This window comes from Paenibacillus sp. FSL R5-0701 (genome assembly GCF_037973995.1).
In the GTDB taxonomy this organism is placed as follows: Bacteria; Bacillota; Bacilli; order Paenibacillales; family Paenibacillaceae; genus Paenibacillus.
Genome location: NZ_CP150230.1, coordinates 1,792,698 through 1,810,759 on the forward strand (window position 1 = coordinate 1,792,698; position 18,062 = coordinate 1,810,759).

At 42.7% G+C, this 18,062-nt stretch carries 27 protein-coding genes; all 27 read left to right on the forward strand.

From position 1 onward, the window contains the following. Positions 1–399 precede the first annotated feature (399 nt). Entirely contained in the window at positions 400–909 is a 510-nt protein-coding gene (locus MKZ13_RS08385) for a hypothetical protein (protein WP_339183263.1), read from the forward strand. Positions 910–976: 67 nt separating this feature from the next. After that, positions 977–1,813, forward strand: coding sequence for an adenylyl-sulfate kinase (locus MKZ13_RS08390; RefSeq protein WP_339183265.1), 837 nt, complete (start codon positions 977–979; stop codon positions 1,811–1,813). Between the two features lie 41 nt (positions 1,814–1,854). Beyond that, positions 1,855–2,040 (forward strand): hypothetical protein, encoded by a 186-nt coding sequence (locus tag MKZ13_RS08395; protein ID WP_339183267.1) that lies wholly within the window; start codon positions 1,855–1,857, stop codon positions 2,038–2,040. Next, the gene (locus MKZ13_RS08400) at positions 2,025–2,528 is read left to right on the forward strand and encodes an NUDIX hydrolase (protein WP_339183269.1); all 504 of its coding nucleotides are present in this window, start codon (positions 2,025–2,027) and stop codon (positions 2,526–2,528) included. Before MKZ13_RS08395 ends, MKZ13_RS08400 begins: the two co-directional genes overlap by 16 nt. 7 nt (positions 2,529–2,535) lie before the next feature. Further along, positions 2,536–3,105 carry a phosphoglycerate mutase family protein gene (locus MKZ13_RS08405; protein WP_339183272.1) on the forward strand — a complete coding sequence of 190 codons (570 nt, stop codon included), beginning with the start codon at positions 2,536–2,538 and terminating at the stop codon, positions 3,103–3,105. Between the two features lie 20 nt (positions 3,106–3,125). Then, entirely contained in the window at positions 3,126–3,302 is a 177-nt protein-coding gene (locus MKZ13_RS08410; RefSeq protein WP_339183274.1) for a hypothetical protein, read from the forward strand. A 21-nt stretch (positions 3,303–3,323) separates the two neighbouring features. Next, the gene (locus MKZ13_RS08415) at positions 3,324–3,839 is read left to right on the forward strand and encodes a nucleoside deaminase (protein ID WP_339183276.1); all 516 of its coding nucleotides are present in this window, start codon (positions 3,324–3,326) and stop codon (positions 3,837–3,839) included. A 26-nt stretch (positions 3,840–3,865) separates the two neighbouring features. Then, complete coding sequence (locus MKZ13_RS08420) at positions 3,866–4,408, forward strand: GNAT family N-acetyltransferase (protein ID WP_339183279.1); 543 nt, start codon at positions 3,866–3,868, stop codon at positions 4,406–4,408. Positions 4,409–4,427: 19 nt separating this feature from the next. Continuing rightward, entirely contained in the window at positions 4,428–5,093 is a 666-nt protein-coding gene (locus MKZ13_RS08425) for a Type 1 glutamine amidotransferase-like domain-containing protein (RefSeq protein WP_339183281.1), read from the forward strand. Beyond that, positions 5,086–5,979, forward strand: a complete 894-nt coding sequence (locus tag MKZ13_RS08430) for a PhzF family phenazine biosynthesis protein (protein WP_339183283.1) — start codon at positions 5,086–5,088, stop codon at positions 5,977–5,979. Before MKZ13_RS08425 ends, MKZ13_RS08430 begins: the two co-directional genes overlap by 8 nt. A gap of 26 nt (positions 5,980–6,005) precedes the next feature. After that, positions 6,006–6,767 (forward strand): aminoglycoside adenylyltransferase domain-containing protein, encoded by a 762-nt coding sequence (locus MKZ13_RS08435; protein ID WP_339183286.1) that lies wholly within the window; start codon positions 6,006–6,008, stop codon positions 6,765–6,767. A 4-nt stretch (positions 6,768–6,771) separates the two neighbouring features. After that, positions 6,772–7,224, forward strand: coding sequence for a GNAT family N-acetyltransferase (locus MKZ13_RS08440; RefSeq protein ID WP_260870935.1), 453 nt, complete (start codon positions 6,772–6,774; stop codon positions 7,222–7,224). Positions 7,225–7,277: 53 nt separating this feature from the next. Further along, on the forward strand, positions 7,278–8,117 hold the full coding sequence (locus MKZ13_RS08445; RefSeq protein ID WP_339183288.1) for a GNAT family N-acetyltransferase: 840 nt from the start codon (positions 7,278–7,280) through the stop codon (positions 8,115–8,117). 32 nt (positions 8,118–8,149) lie between these two features. Further along, the gene (locus MKZ13_RS08450; RefSeq protein WP_339183290.1) at positions 8,150–8,740 is read left to right on the forward strand and encodes an HD domain-containing protein; all 591 of its coding nucleotides are present in this window, start codon (positions 8,150–8,152) and stop codon (positions 8,738–8,740) included. A gap of 47 nt (positions 8,741–8,787) precedes the next feature. Continuing rightward, positions 8,788–9,243, forward strand: coding sequence for an NUDIX hydrolase (locus MKZ13_RS08455; RefSeq protein ID WP_339183292.1), 456 nt, complete (start codon positions 8,788–8,790; stop codon positions 9,241–9,243). 16 nt (positions 9,244–9,259) lie between these two features. Continuing rightward, a complete protein-coding gene (locus MKZ13_RS08460) occupies positions 9,260–9,589 on the forward strand; it encodes an HIT domain-containing protein (protein WP_339183294.1) in 330 nt (109 codons plus the stop codon). Positions 9,590–9,952: 363 nt separating this feature from the next. Continuing rightward, positions 9,953–10,732 (forward strand): hypothetical protein, encoded by a 780-nt coding sequence (locus MKZ13_RS08465; protein WP_336760440.1) that lies wholly within the window; start codon positions 9,953–9,955, stop codon positions 10,730–10,732. Between the two features lie 52 nt (positions 10,733–10,784). Continuing rightward, on the forward strand, positions 10,785–11,465 hold the full coding sequence (locus MKZ13_RS08470; protein WP_339183297.1) for a zinc dependent phospholipase C family protein: 681 nt from the start codon (positions 10,785–10,787) through the stop codon (positions 11,463–11,465). Between the two features lie 87 nt (positions 11,466–11,552). Further along, positions 11,553–11,975, forward strand: coding sequence for a hypothetical protein (locus tag MKZ13_RS08475; protein WP_339183300.1), 423 nt, complete (start codon positions 11,553–11,555; stop codon positions 11,973–11,975). A gap of 27 nt (positions 11,976–12,002) precedes the next feature. Next, a complete protein-coding gene (locus MKZ13_RS08480; RefSeq protein WP_339183302.1) occupies positions 12,003–12,563 on the forward strand; it encodes a GNAT family N-acetyltransferase in 561 nt (186 codons plus the stop codon). A 141-nt stretch (positions 12,564–12,704) separates the two neighbouring features. Next, positions 12,705–13,202, forward strand: coding sequence for a PH domain-containing protein (locus tag MKZ13_RS08485; RefSeq protein ID WP_339183306.1), 498 nt, complete (start codon positions 12,705–12,707; stop codon positions 13,200–13,202). A 5-nt stretch (positions 13,203–13,207) separates the two neighbouring features. Beyond that, positions 13,208–14,743, forward strand: coding sequence for a PH domain-containing protein (locus MKZ13_RS08490; protein WP_339183308.1), 1,536 nt, complete (start codon positions 13,208–13,210; stop codon positions 14,741–14,743). A gap of 82 nt (positions 14,744–14,825) precedes the next feature. After that, a complete protein-coding gene (locus MKZ13_RS08495) occupies positions 14,826–15,602 on the forward strand; it encodes a Cof-type HAD-IIB family hydrolase (protein ID WP_339183311.1) in 777 nt (258 codons plus the stop codon). Between the two features lie 110 nt (positions 15,603–15,712). Next, positions 15,713–15,883, forward strand: a complete 171-nt coding sequence (locus MKZ13_RS08500) for a YHYH domain-containing protein (protein ID WP_094030640.1) — start codon at positions 15,713–15,715, stop codon at positions 15,881–15,883. Between the two features lie 37 nt (positions 15,884–15,920). Then, entirely contained in the window at positions 15,921–16,583 is a 663-nt protein-coding gene (locus tag MKZ13_RS08505) for an HAD family hydrolase (RefSeq protein WP_339183313.1), read from the forward strand. A 257-nt stretch (positions 16,584–16,840) separates the two neighbouring features. Further along, positions 16,841–17,365: an NUDIX hydrolase gene (locus MKZ13_RS08510; protein ID WP_339183314.1), complete on the forward strand. Its 525-nt coding sequence runs from the start codon at positions 16,841–16,843 to the stop codon at positions 17,363–17,365. Then, the gene (locus MKZ13_RS08515; protein WP_339183316.1) at positions 17,352–18,023 is read left to right on the forward strand and encodes a DUF3298 domain-containing protein; all 672 of its coding nucleotides are present in this window, start codon (positions 17,352–17,354) and stop codon (positions 18,021–18,023) included. The genes MKZ13_RS08510 and MKZ13_RS08515 overlap by 14 nt, the downstream gene beginning before the upstream one ends. Positions 18,024–18,062 lie beyond the last annotated feature (39 nt).

The following is an 18,062-nucleotide window of genomic DNA, read 5'->3' on the forward strand; positions in this document are numbered from 1 at the left end:
AAGCTGGACATATACGGCATAGGGGGATCTATTCAACATATAGTTACCGTTTTGCGGATAATGAAGAAAACGAGGCCCAGATTGAAGCGGTCGGCATAATGAATATGCTATTTAATAGATAGCTAGATTGATTGTGGACAGTTACAAAAATTGAGTGAAAGTTCTGCTAATAACCACGCGCTTTGCATGATATAGCTTGTGCAGAGAAACGTGGTTTTTTGCATGAAATGCGCTAGAAACAGAGATGGTTAACTTCGTTTATTCGCAAATTCCACATTATGGGTTATGATGTACCTTGAGAGAAAATTTTACATACAATAGGAAGTCTTCGTTCTAAATTAAAGGTATTTAAGCTCTTTACTAGGGGAGTGTTATCCATGATTGAATGGAGGATTGATGATGAAAAAGTTAACCGTAGTTTCATTATTACTTCTACTTCTGGTGGCCTGTCAGAACAATGGAAACACTGAAGATGCACAGCAATTAATAGATTCCTCACCTCAAAATGTCACAGAAAAAGAGACACAACAGGAAGGAGAAATACCGACTTCCCAAGAGAAGGAAGACATCCCACCAGAGTATCTCGATGAAACAAACTATACTGGGGAGAAATTGGAAATCGTCAAACTTATGAACGCCCGAATGCGTTATTTATACGAAAAGGATGAAAAAGAATATATGAATCTTTTTGATCCAAAATCTCCTATATCGGGCATGGGAAGATACAAAGTTCGCAAGATTACTTCCATAAGCGATATTATCATTCAAGAGCAAAAGAAGCTCTACCAGGGGGCAGTAACGATTACTGAATTAAGAGAGAACGACAAGGAATATATTAATACGATGGTGTTTTGGAAAAAGAAAGCGGATGGCGATAACGCGCAATGGGTTATTGCAGATATTGATTGATAACATAGTTTCTGATACATGGAAAATCCATAACATCACACATAATGAAGAATAAGGATGATGTAAGATGGCTAGGCAACTAATACTCATTGAAGGATTGCCAGGTTCGGGCAAGTCGACGATTGCAAAGATGGTATCCGAAATCCTGATAGATCAAGGCAAGCAGGTGCAACTATTCCAGGAAGGAAACCTGGATCACCCTGCTGATTACGAAGGCGTTGTTTTTTATCTTGCTGAAGACTTCGAGGCCCTACTAACCACGTATGAAGATTACAGAGAGATTCTGGAAAGTAATGCGATTGCCTATGATCAAGGTGTTCTGATCCCATACCGTAAGATGAAAGAACAACGGGGAATAGAGCTTCCCGATCAGGTGGTGGGGGATATATTTAGCCGAGATATTTACGAAATTTCTTTTGCACAAAATGTAAAGCTGATCACCGAGAAGTGGCAGAAGTTCACTGAAAACCAGTTAAGCACGAATGATGACTGCATCACGATATTTGAATGTTGTTTTATCCAGAATCCACTGACCATGGGTCTTGTTAAATGTAATCAATCCAAAGAGCAGAACGTGCAGTATGTATTGGGACTGGGGCGTATCATTCATGCTCTGAATCCGCTTCTCATCTATATCGATCAGAAGGATATATCATATACATTTGAGAAGGCGGTCAGTGAAAGACCAAAAGAATGGTCAGAGGGCTTTATTGACTATTATACGAATCAGGGCTTTGGGCAAGCACAGGGTTATCAGGGTGTTCAGGGTACGGTACAGGTTTTGCAGGAAAGAAAGAAGCTGGAGTCCGAAATCTATGACTTACTTGAGATGGATAAGGTATGGCTGGATAATTCGGATTATGACCTCGAGGCTTGTAGGCGCAAACTAGAAAAGATTCTGTAATAACCTTAATGAAATACGAATACATACCGGAGGTTAGTTTTATGACATTTTATGAAGTAGCCCTAATTGCAACAACCGCATTCTTAATTATTATAGGTGTTCGAAGCAAACGGAAAGTAATTTTTAGATGGGGCATAGCCAGTTTGATTTTATTGCTCGTACTCATCATTCCGTCATTCATCATGGGATTCATGGATGGATTGTCCGATGGATGGTCAGCGAGATGAGTAATTCAGAAAACAAAAATATATCGTATGAGCAAAATAACAACAAATTCAACTTTCGTGTGGCAGGTATTGTGATAGACAAAGGAAGAGTTCTTTTGCATACGACTGAACAGGACGATTTCTGGAATCTTCCCGGAGGGCGGGTGGAATTGCACGAGACAACAGAAGCGGCTATTGTGCGAGAGATAGCGGAGGAACTGGGTGTTCATGTAGAAGCGCAAAGGCTCGCATTTGTTAGTGAAAATTTCTTTGAATATGATGGCCTGAAATATCATGAAGTTGGTTTTTATTATATCATCACATTGCCGGAAGCCCATAAGCTATATAGTGAAATTGAATTCAAAGGTCTAGAAGATAACGGTAAGTTAATTTTCAAATGGTTTTCTTTGGACGAACTAGAGCAGATGGAAGTCTACCCTGTGTTTTTGAAAAAGGAACTGAGTAACCTTCTTGATGCAAAAGGCATCAGACACTTCATTCAGAAATAGAGGGCTTATGAACATTACATTTATTCGTCATGGTCATGGTGAACACTTGATAGATTACCCTAACCGATTAAATTGCCTGCACCCTGGCCTCACTGAATTGGGAAAAAGTCAGGTTATAGCATTGCGTAAACAAATCGTTTTTGCGCCCGAAGACGTCATTTTGGTTAGTCCAACGAAACGTACGATCGAAACAGCACTCCTTCTAGTCCCTAACAAAAATCTTGCATTCTTCAGCCCGCTGGTTGGGCCAAGAATGTTTCCTCAGAATCCGGAGTTTGTTCCTTTCGTCTGCGATCAGATCTATACGAAGGAAGAACTCAGCAATCCGTATACTGACATAAGAATGGTTGAATTGGGATTGGACTGTTGGGAAGAAAGTATTAATCAGATGAATGCACAACGATTCGGGATATTAGCTGAACAGCTTCTTGAATGGTGCAGGAAACAGAGGGGCAACACGTTTATCATTTCACATGACGGTACGATATCGAACTACAGGATTTTACTCGGAGAACAAGGGTTAACCAAAAGTGATTTTCTTGGTGAAGCAGGACAGTACACGAGCAGGAACTTTTAACGATTAAAGGAGAGACCGTCATGACTCATTTTCCTAATGTAAAGACTGAACGATTGTACCTCAGAGAGTTAACCCTAGCAGATCGTCAGGTTGTTTTTGAGCATTTCGCTGAACCAGATGTAACCCGGTTTATGGATATTGAGCCTTGTAGTGACGTAAAAGAAGCAGAAGGAATCTGTTTTGTAAGTGGTCTATAACTGTACTCAGGGGGACTTTCAATGAAGTTATCGGATTATGAATATTTAACTTTGGCTCTGGAAGAAGCAGAACAATCACTTGTTGAAGGCACGTATCCAATTGGTGCGATAATTGTGGATGTGGATGGAAATGTCGTGAGTAAAGGCCGGAACCGAGTCTTCTCGGATTGCGACCCCACCGCACATGCTGAGGTGGATGCCATTCGTCAGGTAGGAAAACATTTGCTGGATGTAGACAATAAGAAGAGATTCACGAAGAAAGACCTGACGCTCTACACTACCTGTGAGCCTTGTCCCATGTGTTCTGGTACCATTTTAATGTCGGGGATTAAAAATATTGTATGGGCAGCGGATGATGAAGAGTATGGAGGGCTTCGACGTTTCAAGGAAGGACCTCATTTTATCCATATGTTTGACACGTTATCCTGTGTTGCAGCACCGTATCTTGATCTGGAAAACAGACAGAGAGCTTTGCTTGCCAAATGGAACATTGGTAGAGGTTTACTTAATACAGAGTGGGAGATTCCCAAGCAATGATACTAATCCAAAGGGGATGAATTCACATGGAATTCGTGGGACAGAAGGTTAGAATAACAACAGTCACAGAACAGGACCTCGACTTTATATGTCAAATTGAATGTGATGCAGGCATATGGAGTTTTGAGGAAACTGTTGAAACGGATGAGGAGAAGGTCCGTGAAAAATATCGCAGCCATTTTGCTGTCGCAGACGAGAAACCGTATGCCTATGATTTCGTTATACGCCGCTTGAATGATCCGGAAAATACGCCAATTGGTATCGTTCAAATGTGGAGTTATGTGGATTACCGAAAAAGCTGGGAACTTGGATTCGCAGTACTTTCCGACTATGCAGGGAGAGGATACGGGAGTGAAGCCACCCGACTTTTATTACAATTTGCGTTTCAAGAATTACAAGCTCATAAGGTCGTTGGCATGTGCAATTCGCAAAACGTTCGCTCAGCCGCAATAATGCAGCATGTGGGTATGACACGGGAGGCTGTCTTCAGTGAGGAACTATGGTGGAACAACCAGTGGACAGACCAGTATTTTTTCTCGATTTTGGATAAAGAGTTTAAGCTAGTCTGACATATACGGAGGAACTAAGATGACTACGTTGGTTCTGCTAAGTGATTTGGTTTTCGAATCTAACGAAAAATTGGATCAGAGAATACGAAGCTTATTCGACAGTGAACAGCCTTCCATTGGATATATCCCTTCATGTTCCGACCCGGAGCGTAAATATGTTGAGCACACCAGACGGTACTACAATCGATTAGGCATCCATACTATGCAGTATTATGATCTCGATATGGAGTATGAGGAGAATACATTTAGCTCTATTTTCGAATGTGATGCGATTCATCTATCCGGAGGAAATACGTTTTATTTTCTAAGTATATTACAGAAGAGAAATGTGCTTGGTCTGCTACGTTCCTATGTGAAGAGTGGCGGCATTCTGATCGGGGTCAGCGCAGGTAGTATTCTGATTACACCTACGATAGATATAGCCGGGTATGGGGAAGATGCTGATGAAAACAATGTGGGCCTGAATGATATGAAAGCGCTGGGGCTCGTAAATTTTGAATTTGCACCGCACTGGGACGGTTCGGAAGAGACTCTGAATTCATTAAGAGAATACACGCTCGTTAACAGTAAGGCGGTCTATGCGTGCCAAGATGGTGGTGGGATTGTAATTGACGGTGAAAGTGTAGAGTTATATGGAAATGTGCATCTCGTAGATTACAAAGAAAGTGGGCCTTTTGATGAGTGATATTAAGGTATATCATTATGATGCTTTTTCTACAGTTCCCGGCCAAGGTAACCCGGCAGGAGTGGTTTTTAATGCTGATCATTTCAGTGAGACCGCGATGCAGCAGATCGCTTATCAAGTTGGATTTAACGAGACGGTATTTGTATTGAACTCTGAAATAGCTGACGTCAGATTACGTTATTTTACGCCAGGACATGAGATTAATCTGTGTGGTCATGCCACAATGGCATCACTGTATGGTTTGAAGACACGTGGTATGTTGGGTGACAAAGAGTTGATCACGATTGAAACCAATGTAGGCGTATTACCTATTCAATTTGAGCGAAATGGCGACACCATTTACATGGAGATGAAGCAAGATCAGCCGCGGTTTAACCCGTTCCAGGGTGATATCGAGAAGCTGCTAAGTACAATAAACTTAACTCTGGATGATGTGGACCTCTCTATTCCGATCGTTTATGGAAGCACTGGAACCTGGACGCTATTAATCCCAATCCGTGAACTGAACTCTTTTGTTAAAATGAAACCCGATTCTTCTTTATTCCCTGGTGTTTTGCTTGAGAATCCTAAAGCTTCGTTACATCCCTTTTGTTTTGAAACCCGTGATACCGATGCGATGATGCATGCGAGACATTTCTCTTCACCGTACTCAGGTACTACAGAAGATCCAGTGACTGGAACAGCCTCGGGGGTGATGGGTGCCTATTATTTAACCTATGTGAAACCGGAGATCGATGAGGTACAGTTTGTGGTAGAACAAGGGCATGAGATTGGAAGAGATGGAAAAGTTCAAGTGAGTGTGATTCGGGATGGTGAGGATATGGATGTCAGAATTAAGGGGACAGCTGTTTTTGTGCGTGAAATGAACGTTGCATTGGCGACCTGATCTTCTACATAAAGGAGAGACTCTTATTGAATGGAAAAACTGTTTTAGATAGCATTACTCGTATGTTGAAAGAAGAATTAACGGATGCCTTGGTGGGAATCTATTTACACGGTTCTATGGCTATGGGATGCTTTCATCCGAATCAGAGTGATATCGATATATTGGTCGTTAGCCGGGAAAAGCGAACTGCCGATACCTATCGAAGGATTGCAAAAAAGCTAATGCATATTGAAGATGAGATGCACATTACGAAAGGCTTTGAACTCAGTATTGTACTGGAATCTACGATGGTTGCCATGTCATACCCTACTCCTTTCGAATTTCATTACTCTGCCTATCATCGGGAGAAATATCGAACGGATGAGCAATATCTATGTGGTGGATATGAAGATCCGGATCTGGTAGCACATATGGCGGTCATCTATAATCGAGGTATTGTGCTGGATGGTAAACCAATTAAAGATCTGTTCCAACCGGAAAATCGTGAACATATGATTGCCTCAATTACATCGGACGCGAGTTCAGCTATGGAAGAAATTGTGGACAACCCAGTCTACTATGTATTGAACCTGTCCCGGGTTCTCTTGTATGTGAAAGATTCAGTCATTCACTCCAAGCGAGAAGCAGGAGCATGGGCGCTCACAGAGCTTCCCTCTAAATACACGGACGTCATCTCACAATGTCTTGCAAAGTACAATGGTGAACTGGAGAATGTGAATTTGAGTGAAGCATTACTTCTGGATTATGCGGAATATATGTTGAATCAGATCCAAGTGAAGGGAGAATAACATTTTGCAAATTATTGATATTCGGCAGAAGCCGGACGTGCTGCAAGAAGCAGTACAGTATTTCTGGAAACAATGGGGCTCAGAATCAAGCTTCCATTTCTATCGGGATTGTATAGAGCGTTCTGTGGATACAGAGAGTGATGTGCCAAGATTTTATGTGATGTTGGACGGAGACCGAATTATCGGTGGGTACGCTTTGTTGCGAAGCGATCTGAATAGCAGGCAGGATCTTTTTCCCTGGTTTGCGTGTCTTCATGTTGATCCAGAATATCGGGGCCAGAACCTGGGTGGACAACTTCAGACTCATGCGATGAATGAGGTGAAAGCAAAAGGGTATGACAAGCTGTACCTATGTACGGATCTGAACGATTATTATGAAAAAAGTAATTGGACTTATATCGGTAAAGGATACCTGCTTGATGATGAAGAGACGAGAATCTATGAATATAAGATTTGATTGAGATCATCCATGCTGTAGGGCTCTGTCTCGAATTTGGGAGGAATGAACCAATGATAACCGAGATTGATAAACATGACTTCCACAAAGTAAAGCATCTCACGGATTCGTGTCAGAATATTGAAGTTAAGGCTGTGGTATCTGGCTTGAATCCGGGACGGATCTATGTCGATGATGCAGAGAATATAACTGCAGCTTTAATTTGGGTACAGGGACAATCTGGTTTTCAGTTGATTGGAGACTCTCGAAGTGGCCCCTTTCTGAATGAATTGAAAGAGTTCATGCAGGAACATATTGAACCTGAGTTATTGAACTTACATATTCATGCCGTTGAGATTGGTGTGGTGGACGAAGCCTGGGAAGATGTTCTTCAGCATATCTCCGGGAAAAGAGAGATCTCCAGTGATATTCAACATGTATTCAAATTGAATCCAGATCCTATAAGTCATCAAGTACCTATCGATATATATGCTTTTCAGGACGAGGAAGTCAGAATTCTCAGAATAGATCAAGTGCTATTAGGAGAGAAAAGGTATAACAATTCCTCTTTTCTGAAAGATAAAATCTCTCACTTTTGGACGACAATAGATGATTTTTTACAACATGGCTTTGGCTACATTGCAGTGCATAACGATGATATCGCGAGTGTTTGCTTTTCGGCATTTATTGCAGATCAGACACATGCGGTTGATATTGAAACGGTTGAAGTCTACAGAAGAAGAAATTATGGTGCGATGGTGGCAAAAGCATTTGTAGAAGAATGCAGTCGCGTAGACAAACATCCGTATTGGGATTGTTCTCCGGACAATGAAGGCTCAATTCGTCTGGCACAGGGTGTGGGCATGTCACTGGACTTTAACTATAAAGTCTACTGGTATGACCTCTCTATATAGATTCGGTATCGAATATGAAGGAGGATATACTGTTGAACGACTCATTACAGGATCAGATTCACTTTCTCATTGAAATTGATAAACTAAAAACGATTGAACGGAGAACAAGAATCATCCATGGGGATAGACTTGAAAATGATGCGGAGCATTCCTGGCATCTGGCGATGATGGCTTTGGTTCTGCAGAGTCACGCCAACAAGGATGTGGATATCCTCAAAGTCATTAAGATGCTTCTCGTTCATGATCTGGTCGAGATTGATACCGGAGATACATTCGCTTACGATACGGTGGGACAAACGGATAAATATGATCGTGAACTCAAAGCGGCTCATCGGCTGTTTGGTATGTTGCCTAAGGAACAGGCTGAAGAGCTACTCCAATTATGGTTGGAGTTTGAATTAAAGCAGACGCCTGAAGCACAATTTGCTTCATCTCTCGACCGGTTGCAGCCTCTAATCCACAATCATCAGAATGAGGGAGATACGTGGCAGAAATATAACATTACAAGTGATCAGGTATTAAACAGAAACCGTGAGATTGCGAACGGTTCCGAAACATTGTGGGAGTATGCGCAGCAACTTATTCAGAAATCTGTGGACCAGGGAATCTTGACCAAATCATAAAGGATACGTTTTAACGTATGCAATATGAAGATGGGGGAGAAGCATGTATGGGATATATCATGGAGCTAAGAAAAATGGTGGGCCCGCGTCCTCTAATTATGGCGGGCTCATGTGTACTCGTGTTCAATGAGGAAGGTCACCTGCTGCTGCAAAAACGTACAGATAGCTTGGATTGGGGGACACTTGGGGGATCAATGGAACCCGGGGAGTCGTTGGAGGAAGTAGCTGCGCGGGAATTGTATGAGGAAGCCGGACTGAGAGCGGAATCGTACAAACTCATTAGCGTCTTTTCTGGTGAGGACATGTACTATCAGTATCCACATGGTGATGAAGTTTACAACGTCATGGCTGTTTATGAAGCTGCAGGCATCAAGGGCAGCCCAACCATTATGGATGATGAAGGGCTGGAACTCCGATATTTTGATCTGAATCAGCCGATCCCTGAGATCAATCCGTTTACGGAATATGTGTTGAAGAAGGCAGGGTATATCAGAACTAACTAGTAAGAGGAGGGATGTTATGACGGAGGACTTTTATTGTGATGAGGTGCTGAGTGGTAAAACGCAAGTCAAAGTTGTCATGGAAACAAATAACGTTATGGCTTACCATCACACTCGGCCATACTACAAGCATCACATTGTTGTGATTCCCAAGATTCATATTCAGTCCTTCATTTCAGAAGAAGAAGAGAATAATGATGAGCTACTCTTAGAAATGATGCAGGTCATTAAAAAAGTAGCTTCTGACTTGTTAGCTCAGACAGGAGCATCCAAGATTGTGACGAACCTGGGTAACTATCAAGACTCGAAGCATCAACATTGGCATATAGTCAGTGGTGAACGAACTTAGGAAACTGTATACCGGATTATAAATCTTCCACCTTCTCGCACGGGTGTGGAAGATTTTTTTATTTTTAACTGATAAGCACGCTAAATCATCCTTACATCTACCAGAAAAGTTAACTAAGGAAAAATATGCTAGAATAGGGAGTAATGATTTTATGGACTGGGTGTGTATGCGCTGATCCTGTTTATTAAGTTAGCTCAACGTGGGATTCAGGCACTGGATATCTACCTGTATGAGAAACGCGGAGAGCGATTCTAACGTTCACCATCTCATACTCGAACAGAATTATCATTTTTCTCTCAGTGTTTTATCTTTCCTGTTCTAGTATGATTAACGCATCATCCCAGTAAAGAGAGGGTTAATAACATGGAAGCTTTTTTAGAGCAAATTAACGAGTTAAACGAGCTTCAGAAAGATTTGGTCAGCATACATCCTTTATTTGCAGAACATTATCCAGTGGTTGTAGCCTATGAGGCTTTATTATATATCTATGATTATTCGTCCAAAACACAACAATATGAGTGGGTGAAGACGGTTCCAGATGATTTATATATTCCAGATGAATGCCTTGCTGCGATGCCTGTGCATCATATGGATGGACGAATGTGCGCGATTGTAACGGATGCAGCTTTTAAAGATCTGGAGCAGAAAGTCTATCTATTCCACGAATATGTTCATTGTTATGTATATGAGAAATATGATGAACGGATCGTGAACCGTCTCCAGATTAAGCATAAAATGGACCAACTGAAGCGTGTAACATGGGAACTGGATTATGAGTTTCCGTATGAAGATGAAATCGTTGTGGAGCGGATTAACTCATTGTTGTCTGCGTTGAAGAGTAAGGACCTAACGGAAGTGCAAACAGCTAGAAAGGCACTGTTCGGTTCATTAAATGAAGAACAAGCCGAGTACTGGAGCTGGCTGGAATGGAACGAAGGTTTCGCAAGGTATGTTGAGAATCTGATTCGTGGAAAATTTGGACAGGAAAGCAATCATTTTGGAGATACAGCTCCGTTTAATCGTCTGGTATTCTATGAGTGTGGGTCGGAATATATTAGTCTGCTCGCACAGGAACAGCCGGAGTACCATACGGATCTGGAGCAGCTGTTTGACCGGATGCAATTGGAGAGAATCAAGGGTTAATTACTTTTTCCTAAGTATAGTAGAATATTCCCGATAAAAGGAGATCATCTCTATGCCGCTACCTATGGTTCATCTCAATATTGCTAATCGAATTGCAGACTCTCTGCAAGTGCAGACTGATCGAGGTTCATTCTATCTGGGGAATATCGCCCCGGATTCCATACATATGCGTGAAGGCACAACCAGAGACGATAAGGAGTACACCCATTTCAACCCAAAGGATGAAGGAGATCACGTTGGTCGACTGCAGGAACTCTACTCATCCTATATGCAACAACTCATCGATGAAGGATGGAAGTGGTTTGTGCGTGGGTACTTTATGCATGTGCTGACAGACTATTACTGGTTCCGAAGTGTGCATCCTGAATTCGTCGAACGGGTCAACAAGGTAGACCAACATAGAGGCATTAGCAGATCGAAGGATGAACTGGCGCGATTATATTACCAGGAGACGGACCAGATCGATTTCAATCTTTATCAAGGTTCAAGTTGGAGTGAAGAGGTATGGCATGTGCTCAACAGTTCACCAGGTTATGACATGACGGATCGTTTAACTGCTGACGAGATTATTCGCTGGCGGAACCATACGTCTTCTTTTCTGAATGGGGAAGAACCGGGAATTACTCCTGAGTTTATTACAGGTGATAGGGTTCAAGTATTTGTGGAAGAGACCGTACAGCGACTGATCGCTCTGTTGTCTTCATGGGACCCGGAGTTACGTAACTGGATATGACTACGGATAGTTAGATAGTGCAGTTGAGTAACTAGATGCTGTAAACTTTACGTCTCTATTCATTACGAAGTCAGGGAGGCAGGTGGTATGGTGAAGTATGTAGGTTTCTTGATGGTACTCGTCATTGCTACGTTCATTACAGGGTGCAGTCAACCGAATGAAGTGGATTCGGAAGAAGGTCTTCCTGTGCTGATCACCTTAACCTGTAATCCAGACTTCACTTTTGAACCATGCCAAGATGTTATGTTTGATCGATCTGACGAGATACGGTACATGATGGAGGCCATACATAAGGCAGAGCGTTTGCCGGGCAATCTGAATTATGGCACACAGTACAAGATGAGTATAACGAATGCGGATGGCTCGGTAACGCGGTACGATTTTTCATTAGGAATGGACTCCGAGATGCAAGGTCTGTTAGTAAACCAGGAAGACACCTCAACGGGATATAGCATATCTCTTGAGGATTCGAACCAATTAAGAAGATTGATCCAGCGACGTACAGATTAAGAAGGTATATGGAATGGAGAAGAACCTGTGGATGACAAAATTATCATTGAACCTTTGACACAATCGGATGCTGAGGGAGCGTATCAGGTGTTCGAGACAACCATCCCTGTGGCATTCGAACAGGAGGGCATTGGCTCGCTTTTGGATGATATCCAGAATGAAATAGCGCATAAGAAAGCATTGATTCACACTGCATTGCAGTCAGATCACAACAAGGAAGGAAGGGTATTTTTCCTCGTGGCCAAAATGGGAGATCTTATTGTAGGCACAATCTCGTATGGACCTTGTGGTGAGGAGATACGAGAATGTACAGATCACCGGCTGAACGATATCGGAGAACTGGGCAGCCTGTACGTTTTGCCCGAGGTTCAAGGTCAGGGGATTGGTTCGGCGCTCATTCTCGCACTGGTTACTGAACTGCAGCGGCTGGGCATCCAGCAATTCTGCCTGGATAGCGGCTATCGAATCGCACAGAAGAAGTGGCAACGCAAATTCGGTGAACCCTATGTCTTGGCGAAGAACTACTGGGGCGAAGGAACTGACCATATGGTTTGGCTGTGTGAAGTACACGATTTTATAGTAAAATAAACAATAGAGATGACGACCTGTACCACACAGGGGTCATCTCTTTTACTAACTAACGGAATCTTTCTGCATCGATCGTGGACGATTGTTCGTAGAGTGTATTATGTGTGTTAATATGTACCCGAGGAAAAAAGGAGTGAACATATGTCAATCCAGTGGAATACACCCGAGCAACGGCTCTCCCCTCATGCGGTAAACTTGTGGAGAATTAGCGCCATCATATGGAATGTGATAGGCTTTCTGATACTTGCCGTACTGTTAATCCTCGACTCCATCTATGGATGGAAGACATGGATTGGTTGGATTTTGTGGGGCGTTACGGCCATATCTGTGCCTTATGCGGTGTGGGATATCTTCATCCAGCCTTCATGGTTATACAAGCATTGGTACTATGATGTGAATGAGGAGTTCCTGCAACTGAAGCATGGGGCGCTAACCAAAGTACATCAGATCATCCCCATGGCGAAGGTGCAATCGGTTACAACGAATCAGGGACCTTTGATGCGAAAATATGGACTCTATTCCGTATCGGTGGGCACGATGGGTTCATCGCATGACATCCCGGCATTGCCAGAGGAAGTAGCGCTTGCACTCCGTCATCAGATTGCGTCCTATGCGCGGATTAATGAGGTGGATGAATGATCGATATGAAGCGACATCATCCATTAACCATGCTGTGGAGTTTGTGGAAACTGGTGAAAAATTCGTTTGCAATCATCCTGTTTTTGTTTATTTTCCGTCAGGGCTCAGAGTCCCAATGGGTTTTCTATGGAAGAATCGCCTTTTACATCGGGATATCCATCAGTATTATTTCGATTATCTTGAAGTGGTTCACCTCGCGTTACACAGCAGATGATACAGCCTTTCATATCTATAGTGGTGTGTTCAACCGTACTCGAAGAACGATACCTTATACCAAGGTCCAGAATGTGAATCGTCATACGGCGCTGTTTCATCGTTTGTTCCGGGTGACGTCAATTCGATTCGAGACCGGAATTAAGGGAGAAGATGCTACCTTTCAGTTACACGTTGTTTCACTTTCCGGAGCGGAACAGCTGGAGAAAATTGTAGCAGGTCACATGGCTGAAGAAGCAGAGGAACATGTTACGATAGATGTAGATGAGTCCATCGAAGAGGGAGAGGAGCAATCTGAACCTGTTGTAACGGATGAAGTCATGTCACTACCTGCCAAAGAAAAACAGGAACGGGTTGTTCATTATCATTCCACTCGCAGGGACATATTGAAAGCATCCTTTACGTCGCTTAGTTTTCTCGTACTGATTCCGGTCCTGGCTACGCTCTATTCGTGGGTGAAGGACTTCTTCCCAGATGAAGAAGTAACGGAAAGTCTATTATTAACCTGGCTCGATTCCTGGTGGATTGCCGGTTTGATGATTGTAGTTTTATTGATCATATCTATTGCTCTGGGCATTGTCAGAACGTTTGTGAAATATGGAAACTTCCAGATTACCTCGGATGCCAAGCGGATCTATATTACGAAAGGCATGATGGAGCAAACGTCATTTTCAATCCTGAAAGAGCGAGTCCAAGCCGTGAAAATTACACAGTCTCGGATGAAAAGGCTGCTTGGATTAGCCGAAGTAGAATTGACTACTGCAGGTAGTTTGGGAGAATCTGATCATGAGGTGAACTCGCTCTATCCATTCTTGCCTGTGAAGCAAGCCTATACCATGATAGAGGAGATTCTACCATCCTATCGGGTCACACAGGAGATGGAAAAACTTCCGAGAATATCATTATGGTTGCGCCTGCTCAAACCAAGTTGGGGATGGATCATTATCATGGGTTTACTGTGGTATTTCAAACCATTCGTGTTAGGACAGAAGCATGCCTGGTGGATGATTTCGGCGATTCTGTTAGTATGGATTGCAACATGCAGAGTGATGGACTTTTTTCATACCAGATACACTCTGAATCAGAATTTCATTCAACTTCGGCGCGGCGCGCTCACGTCAACCCTCTTCATCTCCAAACGTGAGAAAGTCATCGAAGTGCAGATCACCCGTAATGTGTTACAGCGTTGGTTCGGTGTTGCGTCCATTCATACGGTAAACCGCGCCAAACCTGTTCTGCATCATCGCGCACATGACATCCCCTTGGATACGGCGGAATCATTTCAATCATGGTACATGGGACGTACCAAAGATGTTCAGACCCGTTAAACGTAAGAGCAAGTGCAGGAAGACCGCATCAGGTTATTCTGTACTTGCTCTTTTTACTTGAAGAAAGAGGAGGAAGAATATATTGATTAAAGCTGTGTTCTTTGATGTGGACGGTACATTGCTGAGCGAAGTGGATCGGAGTTTATCACCTCATACAGCAGAGTCGATCAAGGACTTGATTCGTAATGGCATTCAAGTCGTACTCGTCACAGGTAGACCCCTTAATTTATGTGAAGAATTCCGGAGTCTCGGAATCGATATAATCATTTCGGCCAACGGAGCATTGATCAAAGCAGGTGATGAAGTGATACATAAGTCAGTTCTTTCTGCACAGATGGTTAGAGAATTTAGCGAGTTTGCCGAATTGCAAGGGCGTAGTATTTCATATTTTACCGAGTCCTTCGAGATGAACGGGTTGTGTACAGCAGATGGTCGTGTTGCTGATGCATTGAGAGATACGCTTGGACTGGCGGATTCCCCACAGAAAGTCAGCACGTTGGAACAGGACGTATACTGCATCTGCTTATATGCGGATGAGGCAGAGACGGAGAAATTTCAATCCAGATTTCCTTCCATACGATTCGTGAGATTCCATCCGTATGTAGTGAATGTGCTGGAAGCGAGCGAAGTCAGCAAATCTACAGCTGCAGGGAAAGTTCTCGACTATCTGAAGATAACCAGAGATGAGACGATGGCCTTTGGCGATGGGGAGAATGATGTGGATCTGCTACTGTATGCGCGAATCGGAATTGCGATGGGAAATGGCGGAGAACGAATTAAACAAAGCGCCGATTATGTTACCCTGCGGGCAAGTGAAGACGGAGTCACCCATGCGTTGAAGCAATTTAAGATTTTATGAGAATGTACGGATAAAAAAAGATGAAGGATATCCCAATTGTGGATTTTCATGTAGAATGATATAGCACGTATTAAGCCCTAAAGCATAGGGTGTTTATCGAAGGGTAACTTATGAAAAAGGTTGTTATTGTAATCCTGTCTCTTGTCGTGCTTGTGGGTGTATCCTCTTCCGCTTATGCTCATCCAGGCAGACTGGATAAGAACGGTGGACATAACTGTTCAGCCAAATCCAAGCAAAAGGGTCTATGCACGGGTTATCATTATCACAAAAAGAAAAAATAAGCACGGCTTCTCATTATTGGACTGGGGGAAAGAAGCGATGGATCATATTAAAGCGGTTATTTTTGATTTGGACAATACAATCCTGAACAGAACGATGACCTTTGACGTATTCACGCAGAGCTTGATTAAGACTTATTTTGGTCATCTAGAATCAACCGAAGATATCAGCAAGCGGATTATTGAACTCGACCAAGATGGTTATAAGGACAAACCCCTTCTTTTTAACGAGTTACTACATGAACTACCTTGGGCAGAGCATCCGCCACATGCAGAACTGATGGAGTTCTATGGCAGAGAGTATGTGCGAAGTTCAGTTCTGATGGAACAGGCGCGAGAAGTTGTTCAGCATCTCAGAGGGAAATATCGTACCGGGTTAATTACCAATGGGCAGACCGATATTCAGTATGGGAAAATCGATCAACTCGGTATCCGGGAGGATTACGACCATATTATTGTTTCAGAAGAGGCTGGAGTCAAAAAGCCCGATCCTCGGATCTTTCAGCTTGCACTCGATCATTTCGGTCTTACTCCCGAGCAGTGCATCTACATTGGCGATCATCCGGTGAACGATATTCAAGGAGCGGCAAGCGTTGGCATGAGTACGATCTGGATGAAGGTTAACCAGCCATGGCAGGACACCATTACGACTGGTCCTTTACATACGATTGAGCATCTAAGTGAGCTAAAGGAATTACTTTAGAAACGGTTATATAAATTGAATATAACATTTACACCAAACGGAGAGGACAGAAAGAACCTGAAGAAGCATAAACCTCGCCTTTATCCCCGGATTTACCCTTTAGGAAAGGAATCAAAAAAATCTGGGGATAACAGTGATCGGAAGGTTGTTCTGTCATCGGAGTGTCTAGTGTAAATATTCTTTAGTTCAGTTTATATAGACAAGTAGATTCCTATAATTACAGTTTGGAAAGCGAGGTACATATGGAGATTAGACAGATGGCTACAGCATTTTTGAGCAATGGCTCAGACATGCTGATGATGAAGAAGGCGGGTAGCAGATTGTTTGATTTTGAATTCTGGGGTGGCATTGGCGGACATTTGGAACAAGGGGAACTGAACACGCCCATGACCGCCAGCTATCGGGAGATTGAAGAAGAGACCGGATTCAAGCAAGCGGATGTCGAACACTTTCGGCTTCGATATATTCTGTTAGAGGTTAACGGTGGTGAGATTTGGCAGCAGTTTGTATATTTCGGAGAGACGAGTCATCGACGGTTTGTACCCTCGGATGAAGGGGAGTTGTTCTGGATACCGCTGGATGAGGTGCTGGATTTGCATGCGTCTATTCTGGTTAAAGCGACGCTCAGGCACTATTTACAGCATCCGGGAAACGAACAAATCTGGATTGGCAACGTCCAGAACGGAGCAGACCTAAAGGGTACTCCACAGGTAATATGGAACAGAATGCAAGAAACGATATCATTTGAGCCAAAGGGGTTTGTTGATAATGTGGGAATATAGAACTGGAATAAAAAAATTCAGATGGATAAATTACCTTATGCTCATTGTACTGATTGCTATAATTCTTCCGATTAATCATGTAGAGGCAGCAAGCACGATTACAGTGAAAACGAAGATCCAGTATTACAAAGGACAGCAATACATACATCTTACAGGTGGAAAGAAATCTGTGACGGATATGCTGAACAAGACATTTAAACTCCACGCAGTCAAGGCAGCTAGCCTGGACAAAGAAGACAAGAAATTAAACAAGAATTATTCCTTCACTACCATGGCCAGTGTAAAATACAATGCAAAAGAAAAGATATCTGTGGTGTATGAAGATCATATGTACGCTGGGGGAGCACATGGAATGGATGCGACAAGGTCATATAACTATGACTTAAGAACGGGGAAAGAACTGAAGCTAAGCGAGTATGTCAAAGACGATACTCAGATGAAGAAGGTAGAGAAATCAATCTCAAACAGTCTATTAGCCATGTATAATGCAGGAGTTTCTATTTTTGAAGAAAATATTTATGATTCTCAGCTTGATCAAACATCTGAATTCTTTTTATATGATAAAGGGATTGTCATCCGATTCCACCCTTATGAGGTTGCACCCTACGCTAAAGGATTTGTAGATATCAAAGTCCCGTTCAGTAAATTCAACACATAGATCGTATGCAATAAAAGGCATGAATCAGTTTATAAACTG

What these genes read in the sequence shown, in the direction of transcription:
- MKZ13_RS08500 (WP_094030640.1), top strand. Translation starts at nt 15,713, where the DNA reads ATGAAAAAGGTTGTTATTGTAATCCTGTCTCTTGTCGTGCTTGTGGGT.
- MKZ13_RS08385 (WP_339183263.1), top strand. Translation starts at nt 400, where the DNA reads ATGAAAAAGTTAACCGTAGTTTCATTATTACTTCTACTTCTGGTGGCC.
- MKZ13_RS08515 (WP_339183316.1), top strand. Translation starts at nt 17,352, where the DNA reads ATGTGGGAATATAGAACTGGAATAAAAAAATTCAGATGGATAAATTAC.
- MKZ13_RS08390 (WP_339183265.1), top strand. Translation starts at nt 977, where the DNA reads ATGGCTAGGCAACTAATACTCATTGAAGGATTGCCAGGTTCGGGCAAG.
- MKZ13_RS08400 (WP_339183269.1), top strand. Translation starts at nt 2,025, where the DNA reads ATGGTCAGCGAGATGAGTAATTCAGAAAACAAAAATATATCGTATGAG.
- MKZ13_RS08455 (WP_339183292.1), top strand. Translation starts at nt 8,788, where the DNA reads ATGGGATATATCATGGAGCTAAGAAAAATGGTGGGCCCGCGTCCTCTA.
- MKZ13_RS08475 (WP_339183300.1), top strand. Translation starts at nt 11,553, where the DNA reads ATGGTGAAGTATGTAGGTTTCTTGATGGTACTCGTCATTGCTACGTTC.
- MKZ13_RS08410 (WP_339183274.1), top strand. Translation starts at nt 3,126, where the DNA reads ATGACTCATTTTCCTAATGTAAAGACTGAACGATTGTACCTCAGAGAG.
- MKZ13_RS08405 (WP_339183272.1), top strand. Translation starts at nt 2,536, where the DNA reads ATGAACATTACATTTATTCGTCATGGTCATGGTGAACACTTGATAGAT.
- MKZ13_RS08460 (WP_339183294.1), top strand. Translation starts at nt 9,260, where the DNA reads ATGACGGAGGACTTTTATTGTGATGAGGTGCTGAGTGGTAAAACGCAA.
- MKZ13_RS08430 (WP_339183283.1), top strand. Translation starts at nt 5,086, where the DNA reads ATGAGTGATATTAAGGTATATCATTATGATGCTTTTTCTACAGTTCCC.
- MKZ13_RS08485 (WP_339183306.1), top strand. Translation starts at nt 12,705, where the DNA reads ATGTCAATCCAGTGGAATACACCCGAGCAACGGCTCTCCCCTCATGCG.
- MKZ13_RS08465 (WP_336760440.1), top strand. Translation starts at nt 9,953, where the DNA reads ATGGAAGCTTTTTTAGAGCAAATTAACGAGTTAAACGAGCTTCAGAAA.
- MKZ13_RS08505 (WP_339183313.1), top strand. Translation starts at nt 15,921, where the DNA reads ATGGATCATATTAAAGCGGTTATTTTTGATTTGGACAATACAATCCTG.
- MKZ13_RS08490 (WP_339183308.1), top strand. Translation starts at nt 13,208, where the DNA reads ATGAAGCGACATCATCCATTAACCATGCTGTGGAGTTTGTGGAAACTG.
- MKZ13_RS08445 (WP_339183288.1), top strand. Translation starts at nt 7,278, where the DNA reads ATGATAACCGAGATTGATAAACATGACTTCCACAAAGTAAAGCATCTC.
- MKZ13_RS08420 (WP_339183279.1), top strand. Translation starts at nt 3,866, where the DNA reads ATGGAATTCGTGGGACAGAAGGTTAGAATAACAACAGTCACAGAACAG.
- MKZ13_RS08415 (WP_339183276.1), top strand. Translation starts at nt 3,324, where the DNA reads ATGAAGTTATCGGATTATGAATATTTAACTTTGGCTCTGGAAGAAGCA.
- MKZ13_RS08395 (WP_339183267.1), top strand. Translation starts at nt 1,855, where the DNA reads ATGACATTTTATGAAGTAGCCCTAATTGCAACAACCGCATTCTTAATT.
- MKZ13_RS08470 (WP_339183297.1), top strand. Translation starts at nt 10,785, where the DNA reads ATGCCGCTACCTATGGTTCATCTCAATATTGCTAATCGAATTGCAGAC.
- MKZ13_RS08510 (WP_339183314.1), top strand. Translation starts at nt 16,841, where the DNA reads ATGGCTACAGCATTTTTGAGCAATGGCTCAGACATGCTGATGATGAAG.
- MKZ13_RS08425 (WP_339183281.1), top strand. Translation starts at nt 4,428, where the DNA reads ATGACTACGTTGGTTCTGCTAAGTGATTTGGTTTTCGAATCTAACGAA.